Raw genomic sequence first — 17,354 nt, forward strand, 5'->3', positions numbered from 1 at the left:
GACAAGTTTGCCGATGGGTTGAGAGGTGAACTCAATCGGTAGGAGGGGACTTGTCCCCGAAACGCGATAGGTCGAACAGCGCGGTATTTTGAAATTACCGTTGCCTGATGGATTGCCTTTGGGGACGAGTCCCCTCCTACAAGTTTTGGTGTTTAGATTGATTTGGGCCATTGATTTTGCAGGCAAATAGCCATCTTGAAAGCTTCGCGTTGGCGGCAGGGATGGATCGTGGCACGATGACGCGGTTATCGACCGAGACTTTCTGACTATGCCGCAATCCACAGCCACGAATCTTTCCCTGATCGCCGCCATAGACCTGGGCTCGAACAGCTTTCACATGGTTGTCGCCAAAGCCAATATGGGCGAAATCCGTATTCTGGAACGCTTGGGTGAAAAGGTTCAGCTGGCGGCCGGGATCGACGAAGCGCGGCAGCTTACCGAAGAGTCCATGCAGCGCGGTCTCGACTGCCTCAAGCGTTTCGCGCAGCTGATCAACGGCTTGCCGCTGGGCGCGGTGCGGATCGTCGGCACCAACGCTCTGCGCGAAGCGCGCAATCGTGGCGAATTCATTCGGCGTGCCGAAGAGATCCTGGGTCATCCGGTCGAGGTGATTTCCGGTCGTGAAGAAGCGCGCCTGATCTATCTTGGGGTTTCCCATACCTTGGCCGATACGCCGGGCAAACGGCTGGTTGCCGACATCGGCGGCGGCAGCACCGAATTCATCATCGGCCAGCGCTTCGAACCGCTGCTGCGCGAAAGCCTGCAAATGGGCTGCGTGAGTTTTACCCAGCGTTACTTCAAGGACGGCAAGATCACCCCGGCCCGCTACGCTCAGGCCTACACCGCCGCGCGTCTGGAAATCATGAGCATCGAGCACGCGCTGCATCGGCTGAAGTGGGATGAAGCGATCGGCTCATCCGGCACCATTCGCGCTATCGGTCTGGCGCTCAAGGCGAACGGCCATGGTGCTGGCGAGGTCAATGCCGAAGGTCTGGCCTGGCTCAAACGCAAGATTTTCAAACTGGGCGATGTGGACAAAATCGACTTCGAAGGCATCAAGCCTGATCGCCGGGCTATTTTCCCGGCGGGCCTGGCGATTCTCGAAGCCATCTTCGATGCGCTGGAACTCAAGCGTATGGATCACTGCGAAGGCGCGCTGCGTGAAGGCGTGTTGTATGACCTCATGGGCCGCCATCATCACGAAGACGTGCGTGAACGCACGCTGAGCTCGCTGATGGAGCGTTATCACGTCGATCTGGAACAGGCCGCCCGTGTCGAGCGCAAAGCGCTGCACGCGCTTGAGCAGGTCGCCAAGGCCTGGGATCTGGAAGACGACATCTACAAAGAGCTGCTCAGTTGGGCCGCCAAGGTGCATGAAGTCGGGCTGGATATCGCCCACTATCACTACCACAAGCACGGCGCTTACCTGATCGAGCACTCCGACCTCGCCGGTTTCTCACGCGAAGACCAGCAAATGCTCGCGCTGCTGGTGCGCGGTCATCGTCGGAACATTCCCAAGGACAAATTCGCCGATTTCGGCGATGAAGGCATCAAGCTGATTCGCCTGTGCGTGCTGCTGCGCTTTGCGATTCTGTTCCACCACATTCGCGGAACCCAAGAGATGCCGCAAGTGGTGCTCAATGCCAACGGCCAGAAGCTGGATGTACTGTTCCCGGACGGCTGGCTGGAAAACAACCAGCTGACCCAGGCCGACTTCGCGCTGGAAGCGGAGTGGCTGACCCGGGTCGGCATCGACTTCAGCGTACGCTGAGGACCGGGTTGCTCAGGCGCTCCAGCAGGGTCGCCTGGGCGCTGCGAGCGTTCTGGTTGCCGGTCGGCGAGCTGCGCACGTAACGCCCGTCAGACTGCAACAGCCAGCTGTGGGTGTTGTCGGTCAGATAAGACTCCAGTTCCTTCTTCACCCGCAGGATCAACTTCTTGCCTTCCACCGGGAAGCAAGTCTCGACGCGCTTGTCGAGGTTGCGCTCCATCCAGTCGGCGCTGGACAGGAACATCTGTTCTTCGCCGCCATTGAGGAAGTAGAACACCCGCGTGTGCTCCAGGAAGCGACCGATGATCGAGCGCACCTGAATGTTATGTGACACGCCGACAATGCCCGGACGCAGGCAGCACATGCCGCGCACTACCAAGTCGATACGCACCCCGGACTGGCTGGCCTTGTACAGCGCGCGGATGATCTTCGGATCGGTCAGCGAGTTGAACTTGGCAATGATGTGTGCCGGTTTGCCTTCAACGGCGAACTGGGTTTCCCGGGCAATCATGTCGAGCATGCCCTTCTTCAGCGTAAACGGCGCGTGCAGCAACTTCTTCATGCGCAAGGTCTTGCCCATGCCGATCAACTGGCTGAACAACTTGCCGACGTCTTCACACAAGGCGTCGTCGGAAGTCAGCAGGCTGTAGTCGGTGTACAGACGCGCGTTGCCGGCGTGGTAGTTACCCGTACCCAAATGCGCGTAACGCACGATCTCGCCGGCCTCGCGGCGCAGGATCAGCATCATCTTGGCGTGGGTCTTGAAACCGACCACGCCATAGATCACCACCGCGCCCGCTGCCTGCAGACGGCTGGCCAGTTGCAGGTTGGACTCCTCGTCGAAGCGCGCCCGCAGCTCGATGACCACGGTGACTTCCTTGCCGTTGCGGGCTGAATCCACCAGCGCATCGACAATCTCGGAATTCGCCCCGCTGCGATACAGCGTCTGGCGCACGGCCAGTACATGCGGGTCTTTGGCGGCCTGACGCAGCAGGTCGACCACTGGCGTAAAGGACTCGAATGGGTGCAGCAGCAGAATGTCCTGCTTGCTGATCACGTTGAAAATGTTCTCGCTGTTCTGCAGCAGCTTGGGAATCGCTGGCGTGAACGGCAGGTATTGCAGCTCGGGATGGCTGTCCAGACCGGTAATGCTGAACAGACGCGTCAGGTTCACCGGGCCATTGACCTGATACAACTCGGATTCAGCCAGGTTGAACTGCTTGAGCAGGTAATCGGACAGATGTTTCGGGCAGGTGTCGGCCACTTCCAGGCGCACGGCATCGCCGTAACGACGGGAGAACAGCTCGCCGCGCAGGGCGCGAGCCAGGTCTTCGACGTCCTCGGAGTCCAGCGCCAGATCGGCGTTGCGGGTCAGGCGGAACTGATAGCAGCCCTTGACCTTCATGCCCTGGAACAGATCGTCCGCGTGGGCATGGATCATCGAAGACAGGAACACGAAGTTGTCGCCGCTGCCGCCGACGTCTTCCGGCACCTTGATGACGCGCGGCAACAGACGCGGCGCCGGAATAATCGCCAGACCCGAATCGCGACCAAAGGCGTCGATGCCTTCGAGCTCGACGATGAAGTTCAGGCTCTTGTTGACCAGCAACGGGAACGGGTGCGTCGGATCGAGGCCGATAGGTGTGATGATCGGCGCGATTTCATCGCGGAAATAGCGACGAACCCAGGCCTTGATCTTGGTGTTCCAGTGACGACGACGAATGAAGCGGACCTGATGTTTTTCCAGTTCCGGCAACAGAATGTCATTGAGGATCGCGTACTGACGATCTACGTGCCCATGCACCAGCTCGCTGATGCGGGCCAGGGCCTGATGCGGTTGCAGACCGTCAGCGCCAGCCTGTTCGCGAGCAAAGGTGATCTGCTTCTTGAGGCCGGCGACACGAATTTCGAAGAACTCATCGAGGTTGCTGGAAAAGATCAGCAGGAATTTCAGCCGCTCCAGCAATGGATAGGATTCATCCAGCGCCTGCTCCAACACGCGAATGTTGAACTGCAACTGCGACAGCTCGCGGTGGATATACAGGCTGCTGTCGTCCAGGTTAGGCACGACAAGGGCCGGTATCGCCGGTTGTGGCGCTTCGACCACCGCCGGTACGACCTCGATGCTTGGCTCGACCACGGGCAGAGCCTCTGGAACAGTGACATCTACAGTGGCTTCGGTGAGTCCTTCGGTATTCATGTGTGATCCTGTGAAGTTATTGCCCTTTTAACAGTTGAGCAGCACGGACGGCGAAATAGGTGAGGATGCCGTCAGCACCTGCGCGTTTGAAAGCCGTGAGGGATTCCAGAATCACCCCTTCACTGAGCCAGCCATTCTGGATGGCAGCCATGTGCATCGCGTACTCGCCACTGACCTGATACACAAAGGTCGGCACCTTGAACTCATCCTTGACCCGGTAAAGGATGTCCAGATAAGGCATGCCCGGCTTGACCATCACCATGTCCGCGCCTTCAGCCAGGTCGGCGGCCACTTCGTGCAGCGCTTCGTTGCTGTTGGCCGGGTCCATTTGATAGGACGACTTGTTGGCCTTGCCCAGATTCAACGACGAACCCACCGCATCGCGGAACGGTCCGTAATACGCGCTGGCGTACTTGGCTGAATAAGCCATGATCCGCACATTGACGTGATCCGCCAGTTCCAGTGCTTCGCGGATAGCCTGAATTCGACCGTCCATCATGTCGGAAGGTGCCACAACCTGTGCACCCGCATCGGCATGGGACAACGCTTGCTTGACCAGCGCATCGACAGTGATGTCGTTCTGCACATAGCCGTTTTCGTCGAGGATGCCGTCCTGACCGTGGGTCGTGAACGGATCGAGCGCTACGTCAGTGATGACGCCCAGCTCAGGGAAACGGTCACGCAAGGCCCGTGTGGCGCGCTGGGCGATGCCGTCCGGATTCCAGGCTTCGGCGCCGTCCAGGGATTTCTTTTCAGGCGGCGTGACCGGAAACAGCGCCAGCGCCGGAATCCCCAGCGCGACCCAGTTCTGCGCTTCTTCAAGCAGCAGGTCGATACTCAGACGCTCGACGCCAGGCATCGATGCGATGGTTTCACGACGGTTTTCACCATCGAGTACAAAAACGGGGAGGATCAGGTCATCGACGGTCAAAACATTTTCGCGGACCAGCCGACGAGAAAAATCGTCGCGACGATTGCGGCGCAGGCGAGTGAGAGGAAACAGGCGATTAGCGGGGGTAAAGCTCACGGCGAGACTCCTGAGCCCGCATACACGGGCAAGCGTGACAGTTATAAGCCGCCATTATGACCAATGTGTGACGGTCGTGGGTCAACATGCGACTTGAGGCCGCAGGCGGGCCTTGAACATTGTCCTTGCAGGAAAGTTTAACGTCGAGACACATATCCCTACTTTCCTGAATGTCTTGGGCGAGTTAGGCTGCGCGTTCATTTCGCCAGCATCCAGATAATGCTCCAACATTTCTTGCAGGAATTTGGTTACTTTGCCCTCTTTCTCGGCACCTTCTTTGAAGGCGAGACCATTTTGGTTCTTGCCGGATTTCTTGCGTTCCGCGGATACATGGACATCAACCTGGTCGTGGTCGTAGCGTTCTTCGGGAGCTACGCCGGTGATCAGCTCTGGTATTTCATGGGGCGCAAGCACGGCCGCAAATTGCTGGCGCGCAAGCCCCGATGGCAACTGATGGGCGACAAGGCGCTGGAGCATATTCGCAGGCACCCGGATATCTGGGTCCTGAGCTTTCGCTTCGTCTATGGTTTGCGTACGGTCATGCCGGTGGCGATTGGCCTGTCCGGTTATCCGCCGGGGCGTTATCTGTTGCTCAACGGTATTGGTGCTGCGGTCTGGGCCGCTGCGTTGGGCGCCGCGGCCTATCACTTCGGTGCGGTGCTGGAAGGCTTGCTAGGCAACGTCAAACGCTACGAACTCTGGGTGCTGGGCGCGCTGCTACTGATCGGCGTCGCACTCTGGATCCGCAGGCGGATCAAGAACGCGCGCATCGCCAGGGAAGAAGCTGCCGCCAAGCTGATCCAGCCCCTGGCCACCGACATGCCCGCCGAAGTCACGGTCGAGATCAAGAAAACCGCTGACGAATAAATGTTCTCGTGTGCGCACTGCACCAACGTATTGCGCACACGAAAGCATGAACATCGCTCCAGACCCCTGCGCTGCACCCGCGCCTTCTGCCACTGATTGAATCCCTGCCGCCCGCCCTTGTCACAAGCACTGAACTCCTCGCTATAGTTATGAACCACGTATTCAAGGTTCCGAGCAGGCAAGTTCATGAGCCGTTGACCATAGGGAGTGCCTGGCATGCAAAAGAAAGTTGCCGTGATTCTGTCCGGCTGTGGCGTCTATGACGGCGCGGAAATTCATGAAAGCGTCCTCACGCTGCTGCGCCTCGACCAGCGCGGCGCGCTCGTGCAGTGCTTTGCGCCGAATATCGCGCAGCATCACGTGATCAATCACCTGACCGGTGAAGAAATGCCCGAAACCCGCAACGTGCTGGTCGAGTCGGCGCGTATCGCTCGTGGCGCCATCGAAGACATCCGTGAAGCAGACGTGACGCAATTCGATGCGCTGATCATTCCCGGTGGTTTCGGCGCGGCCAAGAACCTGTCGAACTTCGCCACGGCGGGTGCCGACTGCAAAGTCCAGGCTGAAGTCCTGGCGCTGGCAGAAGCCTTCGCTGAAGCGGGCAAGCCTGTCGGGCTGATCTGCATTTCCCCGGCGCTGGCGGCAAAAATCTACGGCCCCGGCGTGACCTGCACCATCGGCAACGATGCCGAAACGGCTGAAGCCATCACCAGAATGAAGGGCGAACACCGGGACTGTGAAGTCACCGACATCGTCGAAGACACTGCGCGCAAACTGGTCAGCACCCCGGCTTATATGGTCGCTAAATCCATCGGCGAGGCGGCGTCGGGGATCAACAAGCTGGTGGATCGGGTGCTGGAGTTGACGCAGGAGGAGTGATCAAACACGTTGGAGCGAGGCTTGCCCGCGAATCGTAATTCGGGTCGCCACATTCGTCGGCTGAGATGAGGTCTTCGCGGGCAAGCCTCGCTCCAACGGAAGATCCCAGGCCATCAACGCGTCAGCCGAGTCAAAATCCGATCCAGCGAATTGGCGAACGCCTGTTTTTCCCGGTCGCCATACGGTGGCGGGCCACCGCCCATTTGCCCTTGATCGCGCAGATCAGTGAACAGGTTGCGCACCGCCAGCCGGTCGCCCATGTTCTGCGCGTCAAACTCCTTGCCACGCGGATCCAGGGCGGCGACGCCTTTCTTGACCAGACGATCGGCCAATGGCACATCGCTGCAAATCACCAACTCACCGGGCACCGCATGCTCGACCAGATAATCATCCGCCGCATCCGGCCCGCTGGGCACCACGATCAATTTGACGAGGCTGTATGTCGGTTTGATCTGACTCTGCCCGGCCACCAGCACTACCTCGAATTGACGCTTCAAGGCGAACTTGATGACTTGATCCTTGGCTGGCTTGGGGCAAGCATCAGCATCGATCCAGACGCGCATGGGGGGTTCCTGTCAGCAGTTGTTGATTCACGTGGGAGCGACCGGGGTGGCGATCCACCTTGCTCGCGAAAAGGCAGGCAAGTCCGGCGCAAATCTTTAGTGCCTGAAACACCGCCTTCGCAAGTAAGCTCGCTCCCACAAGTTTTACGCCACCTGCGGCCGGCGCTTCTGCGCCATCCAGCTGCGGCCATACAACACTGCAATCGCGATCAGGGCAATGAGTTGGGCGCTCAGCGAGTAAGCGTCGGCATGAATCCCCAGCCAGTCGAATTCAAAGAACGGCACCGGCCGCGTGCCGAAAATGCCGGCTTCTTGCAGCGCTTTGACGCCATGTCCGGCGAACACGACCGAAAGTGCGCAAAGCAACGCCGCGTTGATGCCGAAGAACAGCGCCAATGGCAATTTCGCCGAGCCGCGCAGGATGATCCACGCCAGACCAATCAGCAATACCAGCGCCGTTGCGCCACCGGCCAATACCGCGTTGTGACCGGCGGGACCGGCCTGCAACCACAGGGTTTCGTAAAACAGGATCACTTCGAACAGTTCGCGATAAACCGAAAAGAACGCCAGGATCGCAAAACCGAAGCGCCCGCCGCCGCCCACCAGGCTGCTCTTGATGTAATCCTGCCAGGCTGCGGCGTGGCGACGGTCATGCATCCACACGCCGAGCCACAACACCATCACGCTGGCGAACAGCGCCGTCGCGCCTTCGAGTAATTCGCGCTGGGCGCCGCTGACGTCAATCACGTACGCCGCCAGCGCCCAGGTGCCGAGCCCGGCCAGCAACGCCAGCGCCCAACCGATATTGACGCTGCGTACCGCCGATTCCTGGCCGGTATTGCGCAGGAATGCAAGAATCGCCGCCAGCACCAGAATCGCTTCCAGGCCTTCTCGCAGCAGAATCAACAGACCGGAAATGTAGCTCAGGGACGTGCTCAAGCCATCGCTGCCCAGCAAACCCGCCGATTCCTTGAGCTTGCCTTTGGCGAACTCCAACTTCTGCTCGGCCTGCGCCGCTGGCAAGCCGTCCTGCAACGACTGACGGTAAGCCATCAGGGCTTTTTCCGTGTCCTTGCGCACGTTGGCATCGACGTTATCCAGCGAACTTTCGACCAGCTCAAAGCCCTCCAGATACGCTGCTACCGACAAATCGTAAGCCTGTTCATGATCGCCTGCGCGATACGCCGCGAGGCTCTTGTCCAGAGTCTGGCCGGTGTAATCGAGCAACTGCGCCGGACCACGCTGAACCTGCGGCGGCTGAGCACGCTGGGCGCGGAAGGTTGCGGCGGCTGGCGCGCCTTCGGCAGCGCCGACTTCGGCCGGTGTCTGGCGCGCCAGATCGGCGAGGTTGTAAGTCTTGCCCGGCGCCGTAACTGGCTGGGCGCTGAAACCGGCGATGTACGTCGCCACGTCCCAACGCTGGCGGTCGTCGAGCTGATCGGCGAAGGCCGGCATATCGGTCCCCGAAACGCCAAGGCCCAATGTGTTGTAGATGTCGTAAAGGCTCAGGCGATCAAGACGTGCCGCATCGCGCAGATTGGCCGGTGGCGGCTCCAGACCGATCCCGGCCGGACCATCTCCGGCACCTGCGTCGCCATGGCACACCGAACAGTGCTGTGCGTACAGCGGCGCGCCACGTGCCGGGTCCGGAGTAATCACCGGCGCCTGGCTCACTTCATAAGCTACCGCCAGTCTTGCGCCCAGTTGCCGCGCCTGACGCGCAACCGCTGCGCCGTCCTGTTTCCTGGCCACCGCATCGGCCAGGCTGGCGACGCCCTTCTCAAGCTCGCCACGCTCGGCCCGTTGCGGCAAGGCAGCTACAAGGCCCTGCAAAACCCCCAGGAACTCAACTTGTTCGCGATACTCGGACGCATCGACAACTTTGCCGCCGGCCACGGTAGCCGGGTAGTCCGCGCCAATGTAATCGAGTAAATGCAACGCCTGCGCTGCGCCATCGGTAGCGTCGGCCAACAGGTTGAAACTGCAGACGGTCAACACGGGCAGCATCAACCAGGCCAGAAAACGGGAGCGCAAGGGCATCAGTGAATCTCAATAAGAATGCGTGGTATTACATTGTTCACTTACAGGGGCCGCTTCTCAAGGCTTTGGCCGAAGTTTGTTACTGAATATTGCGAAATCAGGATGAAAGAGGGCGCTGTAAGCAATTGCTTCCTTGAGGCCGAAACGCGTCCTACGTCATTTGCGGCTTTTTCTGACTCCTTTTTTCAGCCGACCTTTGAATAATCTGTCGCGACACTTTTCGCGCCTTCTCGTCAGCGCGAGCAGAGACCTGCAGATGAACAATTTGCCATCGCCGTCCCCCAGATCAAGCGTCGTATTGCTTAGCGAAAGCTTCAACGGGGACGAAAAAATTCATCACTATCGCTGTGAATTCGGCCACGAATGGTCGGCCCCAGCGCTGTTCGGCAATCGCGGCAACTGGTGCCGTCTGTGCTGCCACCAGACGCGCTCACTGTCCCTGGACGATGCCCGTAAACACGCGCAGGAGCGGGGCGGTAAATGCCTGGCGACCCACTACAGCAACTCGTTGGTCAAACTGCCCTGGCAATGCCGCGAAGGTCATACCTGGGAACAAAGCCTGAGCCAGACCCGCGCCGGGGATTGGTGCCGGATTTGCCGCAAGGCCGAACGCGACGCGCTGCTCAAATCCATGGAAGACCAGAACCCGGCGATAGATACCGGCGACCAGCCGATGAAACCCGGTCGCCGGCCGACCTCGACAACGAATTTACGTCGACGGGGAAGTAAGCCATGAGCGCAGGTTCCAGCGGCGTTGCCGGGGTTCATCGAGCAAGACGCTGGGCATGTCTCGTAATCTGATCCACGGCTCGTTGCGCCAATGCGCCAAACGAAAAGGGTGGTCGTTGTGTGCAGGTTGGCGAACCGGCAGAAGAGCAAATCCGGCAGACCCGAAGGTCTCCCACACACAACCGCCATAACGAAACCAAGCCAGCAACGACCTGATTTTGAAATGCTCGCACATTGTGAACGCTCTAATTCGGATCGCCAAACCCGGTGCTGAATCGTCAGCAGGCGGAGAATATGGCCGTGATATGCCCCGGGCAAGCCTGAATACCGAGTGGACAGAAGCTTCAGTCTTGGCTGACTGGAAGATGGTCTTTGCCCTACATCCGATTCAGAAACGTCTGGTTTCACCTGTTTCAGACGATGGATACCATTCGTGTTCCGGCGACCGCTCGCGGCGGGCTACCGCTGATCATGTCTCGGCACGAGAAATGGAACTTATTGCAGAATTTGTAACTGTGGTCACACAACATGGATGTCAAATCGCTACTTCAGCGTTTACAATCCCGCGCCCTCTCTTTTCGCCGACAGCTTTTCAGCACGCGGAAGAAGGCCCATCGAGCAGTGCAACTGCTCATTCAAACGGACTTGAATAGCGCGACGCCTTCGGCCTGCTATCGAATTTCAGGGATTGAACGCTCTATGTCATCTCGTGCCTTGACCGCGCTTACGCTGATTGCTGCCGTCCAATTGGCGGGCTGTTCCGCCTTTCGCAGCTACGACAATGAACTCAAGGAAACCAACCAGAACCTGGTCAGCGGTAACGTTGATGGGGCGTTGGTCATTCTTGAGAAGAACAACACCAGCGCCGACAAAGACCTGCTCTATTACTTCGAGAAGGGTGAGTTGCTGCGTGCCAAGGGCGACCTCGCTGGCAGCCAGACCGCATGGCGCGCCGCCGATCTGGTGGTCTACAAGTGGGAAGAGTCGGTCAAGCTCGACACCGACAAGTACCTGGCCCAGTTCGGCAGTTTTCTGGTCAACGACAAGGTCCGTCGTTACGAAGGCTATGACTACGAAAAGGTCATGCTGACCACGCAAATGGCGCTGAACCTGCTGGCAAAAAACGACTTCGAAGGCGCGCGGACCGAGATCAAGAAGACTCACGAGCGTGAAGCCGTGATCGCCGACTTGCGCGACAAGGAATACCTCAAGAGTGAGCAGGAAGCCGAAAGCAAGGGCGTGAAGACCGAATTCACCGACCTGAAGGGCTATCCGGTTGCGTCCCTGGATGCGCCGGAAGTCGTCGGCCTGAAAAACAGCTACCAGAGTGCGTTCAGCCATTACCTGTCGGGCTTCGTTTATGAAGCGCTGGGCGAAAAAGGTCTGGCCGCGCCGGGTTATCGCAAGGCTGCCGAGTTGCGTCCGAACACGCCGCTGCTCAAGGAAGCCCTGCTCAAACTCGACGATGCGCAAAGCAAGGACGGCTACAGTGAAGTCCTGATCGTGGTGCAAAGCGGCTTTGCCCCGGCGCGCGACTCAGTGCGCATCCCGCTGCCGTTGCCGATCAGTGGCAATCTGGTGATCACGCCGCTGTCGTTCCCGGTGATCAAGCCGGACACCTCGACCGCTGTGTTCTCGCAGATCGGTCTCGACGGCCAGCAGGTCAACCTGACCAAGCTCAACAGCACCACCGACATGTCGCGCCGCGCCCTGCGTGACGACATGCCGGGCATCATTTTGCGCACCACGGTCCGCGCGATCACTCGCGGCGTGGCGCAGAAGCAGCTCAACGACGTGAATCCGCTGGCCGGTCTGGCCGTGGGCATTGCGTCGGCCATCACTGAAGGCGCCGACACCCGCACCTGGCGCACCTTGCCGGACAACACGCTGGTCGCGCGTCTGCGTCTGCCGCAAGGCGTCCATCAAGTGATATTGCCTTCGTCCACGGGCGGCACTCATGTGCAGGTCAAGGTCGATCAGCGTTATCAGGTGATCGCCTTGCGCGCCATCGGCAATCAGGTTTTCGCTGACGGGCTGGCCGCCAATGTCGTGCCGTCGTCCCTGCCACAAGCTGTGGCCACTACCAAACAACCCTGATCGGAGACACTCCATGCGTATCAAGATTTTCGGCGTGCTGGCGCTGGCCCTGCTCGCCGGATGCGCGACCCCGCCGCCTCCCGCTCCCGGCAGTGCCGCGAGCAAAGTTGTCGCCATGGGTGACATGAAGAACATCGAAGTGGGCGCCATGCGTGTGGCCCGCGAAAACGGTTTTCTGACCGTCAACGTGCAGCTCAGCAACACCAGCAGCCGCAACAAACAGATGTATTACCGCTTCGCCTGGCTGGGCAACGACGGATTCCCGGTTGCCGATGCCGAGGGCTGGAAAAGCCTGACGCTGTACGGTTCGCAGACCAGTTTCCTGCCTGCCATTGCGCCGGTGCCGAAGGCGACTGATTTTCGCCTCGAAGTGAAAACGCCTTGATCCACCCCTTATTTTGTTCAGTTGAAGAGAACTCTCGCATGTTGTCGATTCGTCTTTGCTCCATCGCCGCCGTCGCCCTGCTGGCCACCGGTTGCGCCAACAACTCCCCGTCCCTGGGCAGCAAGAGCATCAACTACGGCGATACCAAGGCTGTGGAAACCGTGACCAACGAATTCGGCTCGACCGATTTGCAGATGATCGCCGAGTCCATGACCCGCTCCCTGGCGCAGTCCGGCATCCTGCAAGGCCGCCCGGTGGTTCAGGTCTATGACGTGAAGAACAAGACCAGCGAGTACATCGATACCCGCGAGATCACCACGTCGATCAAGACCCAGCTGATGAAATCCGGTACCGCCCGTTTCGCCAGTGACAACACCCAGATGCAGAGCCAGGTTGATCAGCTCAAGCTGCAGAACCAGAGCGGCCTGTACAAGCAATCGACGGTCAACAAGACCGGCAACATGATCGCCGCCAAGTACCGTCTGGAAGGCTCGATCAGCTCCATCGTCAAGCGCAGCAGCGATTACAAGGACGTGTTCTACAAATTCAGCCTGCAGTTGATCGACGTTGAAAGCGGTCTGGCTGAGTGGATGGACGAGAAAGAAATCCGCAAAACCACGGAGCGCTAAGCAATGCGTGCATGGATGGGCATCGTCGGCCTGATGTGCGCCTTTGGCGTTCAGGCTGCGCCGAAAATCGCAGTGACGGACATGGCATTCCAGGAGCGTGTGGAGCATTACATCCACACGGTTTCGGCGCAGAGCAACGTGCGCATCAATGCCTACAGCGCCAGCGGATCGGCCAGTTACAACGAATACGAAGAGCGTTACAGCTACATCGAGCAAGGCGAGCTGCGCAAATTCAGCGGCGACATCAAGGGCGAGATTCTCAAGTCCGGCATGTTCCAGCTGGTGCAGGGCACGCCTTACACGGCCAAGTCCAAGGAAGACGTCTACGACGTCATCAAGCGCATCAAGAACGGTAACTTCAAGGGCGCGGACTACGTGTTGTTCGGCACGGTGTCGGATATCGACTTTCGCCAGGACATCAACGAGCTGGCCAACACTGATAGCCATTCTGCGGTGCTGGGTCTGACGCTGGTCAGCGACTTCAGCCTGATCAACACGCGCACCTTTGAAATCACCTCGGCCTTCACAGCCATGGGCGAAGGTCAGGACACCAAGCTGGTGAACGGTCGGGATATCAAGGTCACGCCCAATCGCGGTCGGGTCGTGCGGGATGTGTCCAAGTCGATTGGCATGGACGTCGCCCGCCAGTTGCGTGAGCAACTGCGTGGCGAAGTGGAGTACACCGATCAGCCAATGCCGCAAAACAATCTGCCGCGCGATGAAGCGCCGCGAATTCTGCGCTGATTCAGGCTATCGATTGGCGAACAATGCGCCCATGCAAATGGGCGCATTTGATCATTACTTGATCAGGCGCCAGGTGAACGGATAGCGATAGGCCAGACCGTCGTTGGCTTTCAAACCGCCAATAATGGTCAGGACCAGCGCGCCGATACCCACCAGGGCCATCAGCGGGAAGCCGATGATCACCACCATGAGCAGCATGCAGATCATGACGGCGATGGAAACGGTGATCTGAAAGTTCAGCGCTTCCTTGCCCTGGGCATCGATGAACGGATCGGCTTCTTTCTTGATCTGCCAGATAATCAGCGGCCCCAAGAGGTTGCCGAACGGGAAGATCAAGCCGAAGAACGCGGCAAAGTGACAGAACATCGCCCACTGGCGAATCTCTGAGCTGGGTTTCGGAAGCGGTAGCTGGCTGTCACTCATGTGCGATCCCTCGGGTTTGCCGATCAGTCGGCCAATGCAGCGGTTTGCAGCGCGAACAATTCAGCCATGCCTTTCTGAGCCAGAGCCAGCATCGCGTTCAGCTCTTCCGGCTGGAACGGCGCGCCTTCAGCGGTGCCCTGGACTTCAATGAAACCGCCTGCGCTGGTCATGACCACGTTGAGGTCAGTCTCGGCTGCGGAATCTTCAAGATAGTCCAGGTCGAGCACAGGCTCGCCCTGATACATGCCCACCGAAACGGCGGCGATCATTTGCTTGAGTGGGTCGCCGCCTTTGAGGCCGCCACGCTTCTTGATGACTTTCAAGGCATCGGCCAGGGCAACCATGGCGCCGGTGATGGACGCTGTGCGCGTGCCGCCGTCAGCCTGGATGACATCGCAATCGACATAGAGGGTCACGTCGCCCAGCTTGGACATGTCCAACGCCGCGCGCAGCGAACGACCGATCAGACGCTGGATTTCCAGCGTGCGGCCGCCTTGCTTGCCGCGACTGGCTTCACGCTGGTTACGCTCGCCGGTAGCGCGCGGCAGCATGCCGTATTCAGCGGTCAACCAACCCTGGCCCTGACCTTTGAGGAAGCGCGGTACGCCGCTCTCGACGCTGACGGTGCAAATCACTTTGGTATCACCAAACTCGACCAGTACAGAACCCTCGGCGTGTTTGGTGTAGTTGCGGGTGATGCGGATCGAGCGGAGCTGATCGGCGGCGCGACCACTTGGACGTTTCATTGGGAATACCTGTACTAAGACGGAAAACTGCCGAGCATTATAGAGGCGACAGTCGAGACTGGGCACATCTAAAACTCAGGTGAGGTCGATCCAGCGTGCTGGCAGGCTCTGGAGCGGGCGTTTGCAGGCGCTGACGGTGCAGCGCGCGACACCATGCATCGCTTGTCGCATTCCCGGATTGGGAGCATCCGTCGCACTGCGCTACAATCCTGCGCCTTTACAGCCTCTCGACTTTTCGTGACATCTTTTGGTCACTGGCCGAAACAGTGCGCTGTTCACCGCATTTATAGAGGTGTTTGCCATGGTCCACAGCATGACGGCTTTTGCCCGGGTCGAACGGGCCGGGGCTCAGGGCACACTGAGTTGGGAATTGCGCTCGGTCAATCATCGTTACCTGGAGCCACACCTGCGCCTGCCGGAGTCTTTCCGTGACCTCGAAGGCGCAATCCGCGAGGCGTTGCGCCAAGGGCTTTCCCGAGGGAAAGTGGAATGCACCCTGCGCTTTGTCGAAGAAACCGCAGGTAAGCCGCTGCAGGTTGATCGCGAACGTGCCGCTCAGTTGGTGGCCGCCGCCGAAATCGTGGCCAGCCTGATCCAGCAGCCCGCGCCGCTTAATCCTTTGGAAGTGCTGGCCTGGCCCGGCGTTCTGGTGGGCGATGCCAGCGATCCGCAGGCACTTAATAATGAAGCATTGGCGCTGTTCAATGAGGCGCTGACCGAGCTGAAAAACGGCCGGGGTCGCGAAGGTGCCGATCTGGCCAAGCTGCTCAATGAGCGGCTGGACTCGATCACCACCGAAGTCGCAACCCTGAAAACCCTGGTGCCGCAGATGCTCGCGGCCCAGCGCCAGAAGGTTCTGGATCGTTTTGCCGACATGAAGGCCGAGCTTGATCCGCAGCGTTTGGAGCAGGAAATGGTCCTGCTGGCGCAGAAAAGCGATGTCGCCGAGGAGCTTGATCGCCTCAGCACCCACGTCACCGAGGTGCGCCGCGTGCTGAAAGCTGGCGGACAAGCCGGGCGACGTCTGGATTTCCTGATGCAAGAGCTCAACCGCGAAGCCAATACCCTGGGCTCCAAAGCCTTCGACACGCGCAGCACCCAAGCGGCGGTCAACCTCAAAGTGTTGATCGAGCAAATGCGCGAACAAGTGCAGAATATTGAGTAAGGCTAACCCTGACATGACCCACAGCACCGGCACCCTGTATATCGTTTCCGCCCCTTCCGGCGCGGGCAAGACCAGTCTGGTCAAGGCCCTGGTCGACGCTCAGCCGTCGATTCGCGTATCGGTTTCGCACACTACCCGCGCCATGCGTCCGGGCGAAGTAGACGGCGTGAACTATCACTTCGTTGATCGCGCCGAGTTCCTGCGCATGATCGAACACAACGATTTCCTCGAGCAGGCCGAGGTTTTCGGCAATATGTACGGCACGTCGCAAAGCCATTTGCAGCAGACGCTGGACGAAGGTCATGACCTGATTCTGGAAATCGACTGGCAGGGCGCCGAGCAGGTTCGCGCAGTGATGCCGGCGGCCACGTCGATCTTTATTTTGCCGCCGACCCAGCAAGCGCTGCGTCAGCGCCTGACCAATCGCGGCCAGGACAGCGATGAAATCATCGAGGGTCGCATGCGTGAAGCGGTCAGCGAGATGAGTCATTACAAGGATTACGACTACATTGTGATCAATGACGATTTCGCTACCGCACTGGAAGACCTGAAAGCGATTTTCCGCGCCAACCTGCTGACCCAGCCGCATCAGCAGCAGCGTTTCAGCCAGTTGCTCGCGCAATTGCTGGCCTGAAATTGATCCATTGCAAGCCCTCTTCGGTCAGCTAAATAAGGCCGCTGATGGCTTGCCGCTTGAAGCATAGGGCTCCGAGCTTGTAAACTACCGAGTCCGCTCGCCCATCCGGGCATCGCGCATCCGCATTTGCTACGAGGAATACCCATGGCCCGCGTAACCGTTGAAGACTGCCTAGAACACGTGGATAACCGCTTTGAGCTGGTCATGCTCTCCACCAAGCGTGCCCGTCAACTGGCAACCGGCGGCAAAGAACCAAAGCTGGCCTGGGAAAACGACAAGCCCACCGTTATGGCCCTACGTGAAATCGCAGCGGGCTTGATGAGCTACACCGTAATCGCCGAAGCTGAAATCGTTGAAGATGAACCATTGTTCGCAGCGTTTGAGGACGAGTCCAACGAGGCCGTCTAAGCCTATGCCGGGTCGACGTAGTACGGCGCAGGGTACAAGCCATT

17 protein-coding genes are annotated in these 17,354 nt (G+C 59.1%); 11 read left to right on the forward strand and 6 right to left on the reverse strand.

Annotated features, from left to right (window positions below):
* Positions 1-268: 268 nt before the first annotated feature.
* Positions 269-1,771, forward strand: a complete 1,503-nt coding sequence (gene ppx, locus AFK24_RS02645) for an exopolyphosphatase (protein WP_065831768.1) — start codon at positions 269-271, stop codon at positions 1,769-1,771.
* Here ppx and ppk1 read toward each other — a convergent pair.
* Both ppk1 and hemB read right to left on the reverse strand, forming a co-directional pair.
* Positions 1,758-3,971, reverse strand: a complete 2,214-nt coding sequence (gene ppk1 / locus AFK24_RS02650; protein WP_065831769.1) for a polyphosphate kinase 1 — start codon at positions 3,969-3,971, stop codon at positions 1,758-1,760. The genes ppx and ppk1 overlap by 14 nt on opposite strands.
* 16 nt (positions 3,972-3,987) lie before the next feature.
* Positions 3,988-4,998, reverse strand: a complete 1,011-nt coding sequence (gene hemB / locus AFK24_RS02655) for a porphobilinogen synthase (RefSeq protein WP_020293308.1) — start codon at positions 4,996-4,998, stop codon at positions 3,988-3,990.
* Positions 4,999-5,214: 216 nt separating this feature from the next.
* On the opposite strand from hemB, the gene AFK24_RS02660 reads away from it, so the two are divergent.
* Together AFK24_RS02660 and elbB are read left to right on the forward strand one after the other, a co-directional pair.
* Complete coding sequence (locus AFK24_RS02660) at positions 5,215-5,865, forward strand: DedA family protein (protein ID WP_240500325.1); 651 nt, start codon at positions 5,215-5,217, stop codon at positions 5,863-5,865.
* A 216-nt stretch (positions 5,866-6,081) separates the two neighbouring features.
* On the forward strand, positions 6,082-6,744 hold the full coding sequence (gene elbB / locus AFK24_RS02665; protein ID WP_065831771.1) for an isoprenoid biosynthesis glyoxalase ElbB: 663 nt from the start codon (positions 6,082-6,084) through the stop codon (positions 6,742-6,744).
* 113 nt (positions 6,745-6,857) lie between these two features.
* On the opposite strand, the gene AFK24_RS02670 is transcribed toward elbB, so the two are convergent.
* Both AFK24_RS02670 and AFK24_RS02675 read right to left on the reverse strand, forming a co-directional pair.
* On the reverse strand, positions 6,858-7,307 hold the full coding sequence (locus AFK24_RS02670) for a YaiI/YqxD family protein (protein ID WP_065831772.1): 450 nt from the start codon (positions 7,305-7,307) through the stop codon (positions 6,858-6,860).
* Between the two features lie 144 nt (positions 7,308-7,451).
* A complete protein-coding gene (locus AFK24_RS02675) occupies positions 7,452-9,347 on the reverse strand; it encodes a cytochrome c/FTR1 family iron permease (RefSeq protein ID WP_065831773.1) in 1,896 nt (631 codons plus the stop codon).
* A 256-nt stretch (positions 9,348-9,603) separates the two neighbouring features.
* Here AFK24_RS02675 and AFK24_RS02680 point away from each other — a divergent pair, with 256 nt between their 5' ends.
* The 5 genes from AFK24_RS02680 to AFK24_RS02700 all read left to right on the forward strand — a co-directional run bounded on the left by AFK24_RS02680 (position 9,604) and on the right by AFK24_RS02700 (position 13,931).
* Positions 9,604-10,083, forward strand: coding sequence for a hypothetical protein (locus AFK24_RS02680; protein WP_139110438.1), 480 nt, complete (start codon positions 9,604-9,606; stop codon positions 10,081-10,083).
* A 692-nt stretch (positions 10,084-10,775) separates the two neighbouring features.
* A complete protein-coding gene (locus AFK24_RS02685) occupies positions 10,776-12,173 on the forward strand; it encodes a COG3014 family protein (RefSeq protein ID WP_065831775.1) in 1,398 nt (465 codons plus the stop codon).
* Between the two features lie 13 nt (positions 12,174-12,186).
* Positions 12,187-12,558: a YcfL family protein gene (locus tag AFK24_RS02690; protein WP_065831776.1), complete on the forward strand. Its 372-nt coding sequence runs from the start codon at positions 12,187-12,189 to the stop codon at positions 12,556-12,558.
* Positions 12,559-12,596: 38 nt separating this feature from the next.
* Positions 12,597-13,187, forward strand: coding sequence for a penicillin-binding protein activator LpoB (gene lpoB, locus AFK24_RS02695; protein ID WP_065831777.1), 591 nt, complete (start codon positions 12,597-12,599; stop codon positions 13,185-13,187).
* A 3-nt stretch (positions 13,188-13,190) separates the two neighbouring features.
* Positions 13,191-13,931, forward strand: coding sequence for a penicillin-binding protein activator LpoB (locus AFK24_RS02700; protein WP_065831778.1), 741 nt, complete (start codon positions 13,191-13,193; stop codon positions 13,929-13,931).
* A gap of 54 nt (positions 13,932-13,985) precedes the next feature.
* On the opposite strand, the gene AFK24_RS02705 is transcribed toward AFK24_RS02700, so the two are convergent.
* Together AFK24_RS02705 and rph are read right to left on the reverse strand one after the other, a co-directional pair.
* The gene (locus AFK24_RS02705) at positions 13,986-14,354 is read right to left on the reverse strand and encodes a DUF4870 domain-containing protein (RefSeq protein ID WP_065831779.1); all 369 of its coding nucleotides are present in this window, start codon (positions 14,352-14,354) and stop codon (positions 13,986-13,988) included.
* A gap of 23 nt (positions 14,355-14,377) precedes the next feature.
* Positions 14,378-15,100, reverse strand: coding sequence for a ribonuclease PH (rph, locus tag AFK24_RS02710; protein WP_065831780.1), 723 nt, complete (start codon positions 15,098-15,100; stop codon positions 14,378-14,380).
* Positions 15,101-15,401: 301 nt separating this feature from the next.
* On the opposite strand from rph, the gene AFK24_RS02715 reads away from it, so the two are divergent.
* The 3 genes from AFK24_RS02715 to rpoZ all read left to right on the forward strand — a co-directional run bounded on the left by AFK24_RS02715 (position 15,402) and on the right by rpoZ (position 17,310).
* Positions 15,402-16,265: a YicC/YloC family endoribonuclease gene (locus AFK24_RS02715; protein ID WP_065831781.1), complete on the forward strand. Its 864-nt coding sequence runs from the start codon at positions 15,402-15,404 to the stop codon at positions 16,263-16,265.
* A gap of 13 nt (positions 16,266-16,278) precedes the next feature.
* Positions 16,279-16,899 carry a guanylate kinase gene (gene gmk, locus AFK24_RS02720; RefSeq protein WP_065831782.1) on the forward strand — a complete coding sequence of 207 codons (621 nt, stop codon included), beginning with the start codon at positions 16,279-16,281 and terminating at the stop codon, positions 16,897-16,899.
* Between the two features lie 147 nt (positions 16,900-17,046).
* A complete protein-coding gene (gene rpoZ / locus AFK24_RS02725; protein WP_020293322.1) occupies positions 17,047-17,310 on the forward strand; it encodes a DNA-directed RNA polymerase subunit omega in 264 nt (87 codons plus the stop codon).
* Positions 17,311-17,354: the final 44 nt, after the last annotated feature.

Source organism: Pseudomonas syringae (genome assembly GCF_001698815.1).
GTDB lineage: Bacteria > Pseudomonadota > Gammaproteobacteria > Pseudomonadales > Pseudomonadaceae > Aquipseudomonas > Aquipseudomonas syringae_A.

Bases quoted from the DNA above. Each gene is read 5' to 3' on its own strand.
- ppx (WP_065831768.1), top strand. From the start codon at position 269: ATGCCGCAATCCACAGCCACGAATCTTTCCCTGATCGCCGCCATAGAC.
- ppk1 (WP_065831769.1), bottom strand. From the start codon at position 3,971: ATGAATACCGAAGGACTCACCGAAGCCACTGTAGATGTCACTGTTCCA.
- elbB (WP_065831771.1), top strand. From the start codon at position 6,082: ATGCAAAAGAAAGTTGCCGTGATTCTGTCCGGCTGTGGCGTCTATGAC.
- AFK24_RS02670 (WP_065831772.1), bottom strand. From the start codon at position 7,307: ATGCGCGTCTGGATCGATGCTGATGCTTGCCCCAAGCCAGCCAAGGAT.
- AFK24_RS02675 (WP_065831773.1), bottom strand. From the start codon at position 9,347: ATGCCCTTGCGCTCCCGTTTTCTGGCCTGGTTGATGCTGCCCGTGTTG.
- AFK24_RS02680 (WP_139110438.1), top strand. From the start codon at position 9,604: ATGAACAATTTGCCATCGCCGTCCCCCAGATCAAGCGTCGTATTGCTT.
- AFK24_RS02685 (WP_065831775.1), top strand. From the start codon at position 10,776: ATGTCATCTCGTGCCTTGACCGCGCTTACGCTGATTGCTGCCGTCCAA.
- AFK24_RS02690 (WP_065831776.1), top strand. From the start codon at position 12,187: ATGCGTATCAAGATTTTCGGCGTGCTGGCGCTGGCCCTGCTCGCCGGA.
- lpoB (WP_065831777.1), top strand. From the start codon at position 12,597: ATGTTGTCGATTCGTCTTTGCTCCATCGCCGCCGTCGCCCTGCTGGCC.
- AFK24_RS02700 (WP_065831778.1), top strand. From the start codon at position 13,191: ATGCGTGCATGGATGGGCATCGTCGGCCTGATGTGCGCCTTTGGCGTT.
- AFK24_RS02705 (WP_065831779.1), bottom strand. From the start codon at position 14,354: ATGAGTGACAGCCAGCTACCGCTTCCGAAACCCAGCTCAGAGATTCGC.
- rph (WP_065831780.1), bottom strand. From the start codon at position 15,100: ATGAAACGTCCAAGTGGTCGCGCCGCCGATCAGCTCCGCTCGATCCGC.
- AFK24_RS02715 (WP_065831781.1), top strand. From the start codon at position 15,402: ATGGTCCACAGCATGACGGCTTTTGCCCGGGTCGAACGGGCCGGGGCT.
- gmk (WP_065831782.1), top strand. From the start codon at position 16,279: ATGACCCACAGCACCGGCACCCTGTATATCGTTTCCGCCCCTTCCGGC.
- rpoZ (WP_020293322.1), top strand. From the start codon at position 17,047: ATGGCCCGCGTAACCGTTGAAGACTGCCTAGAACACGTGGATAACCGC.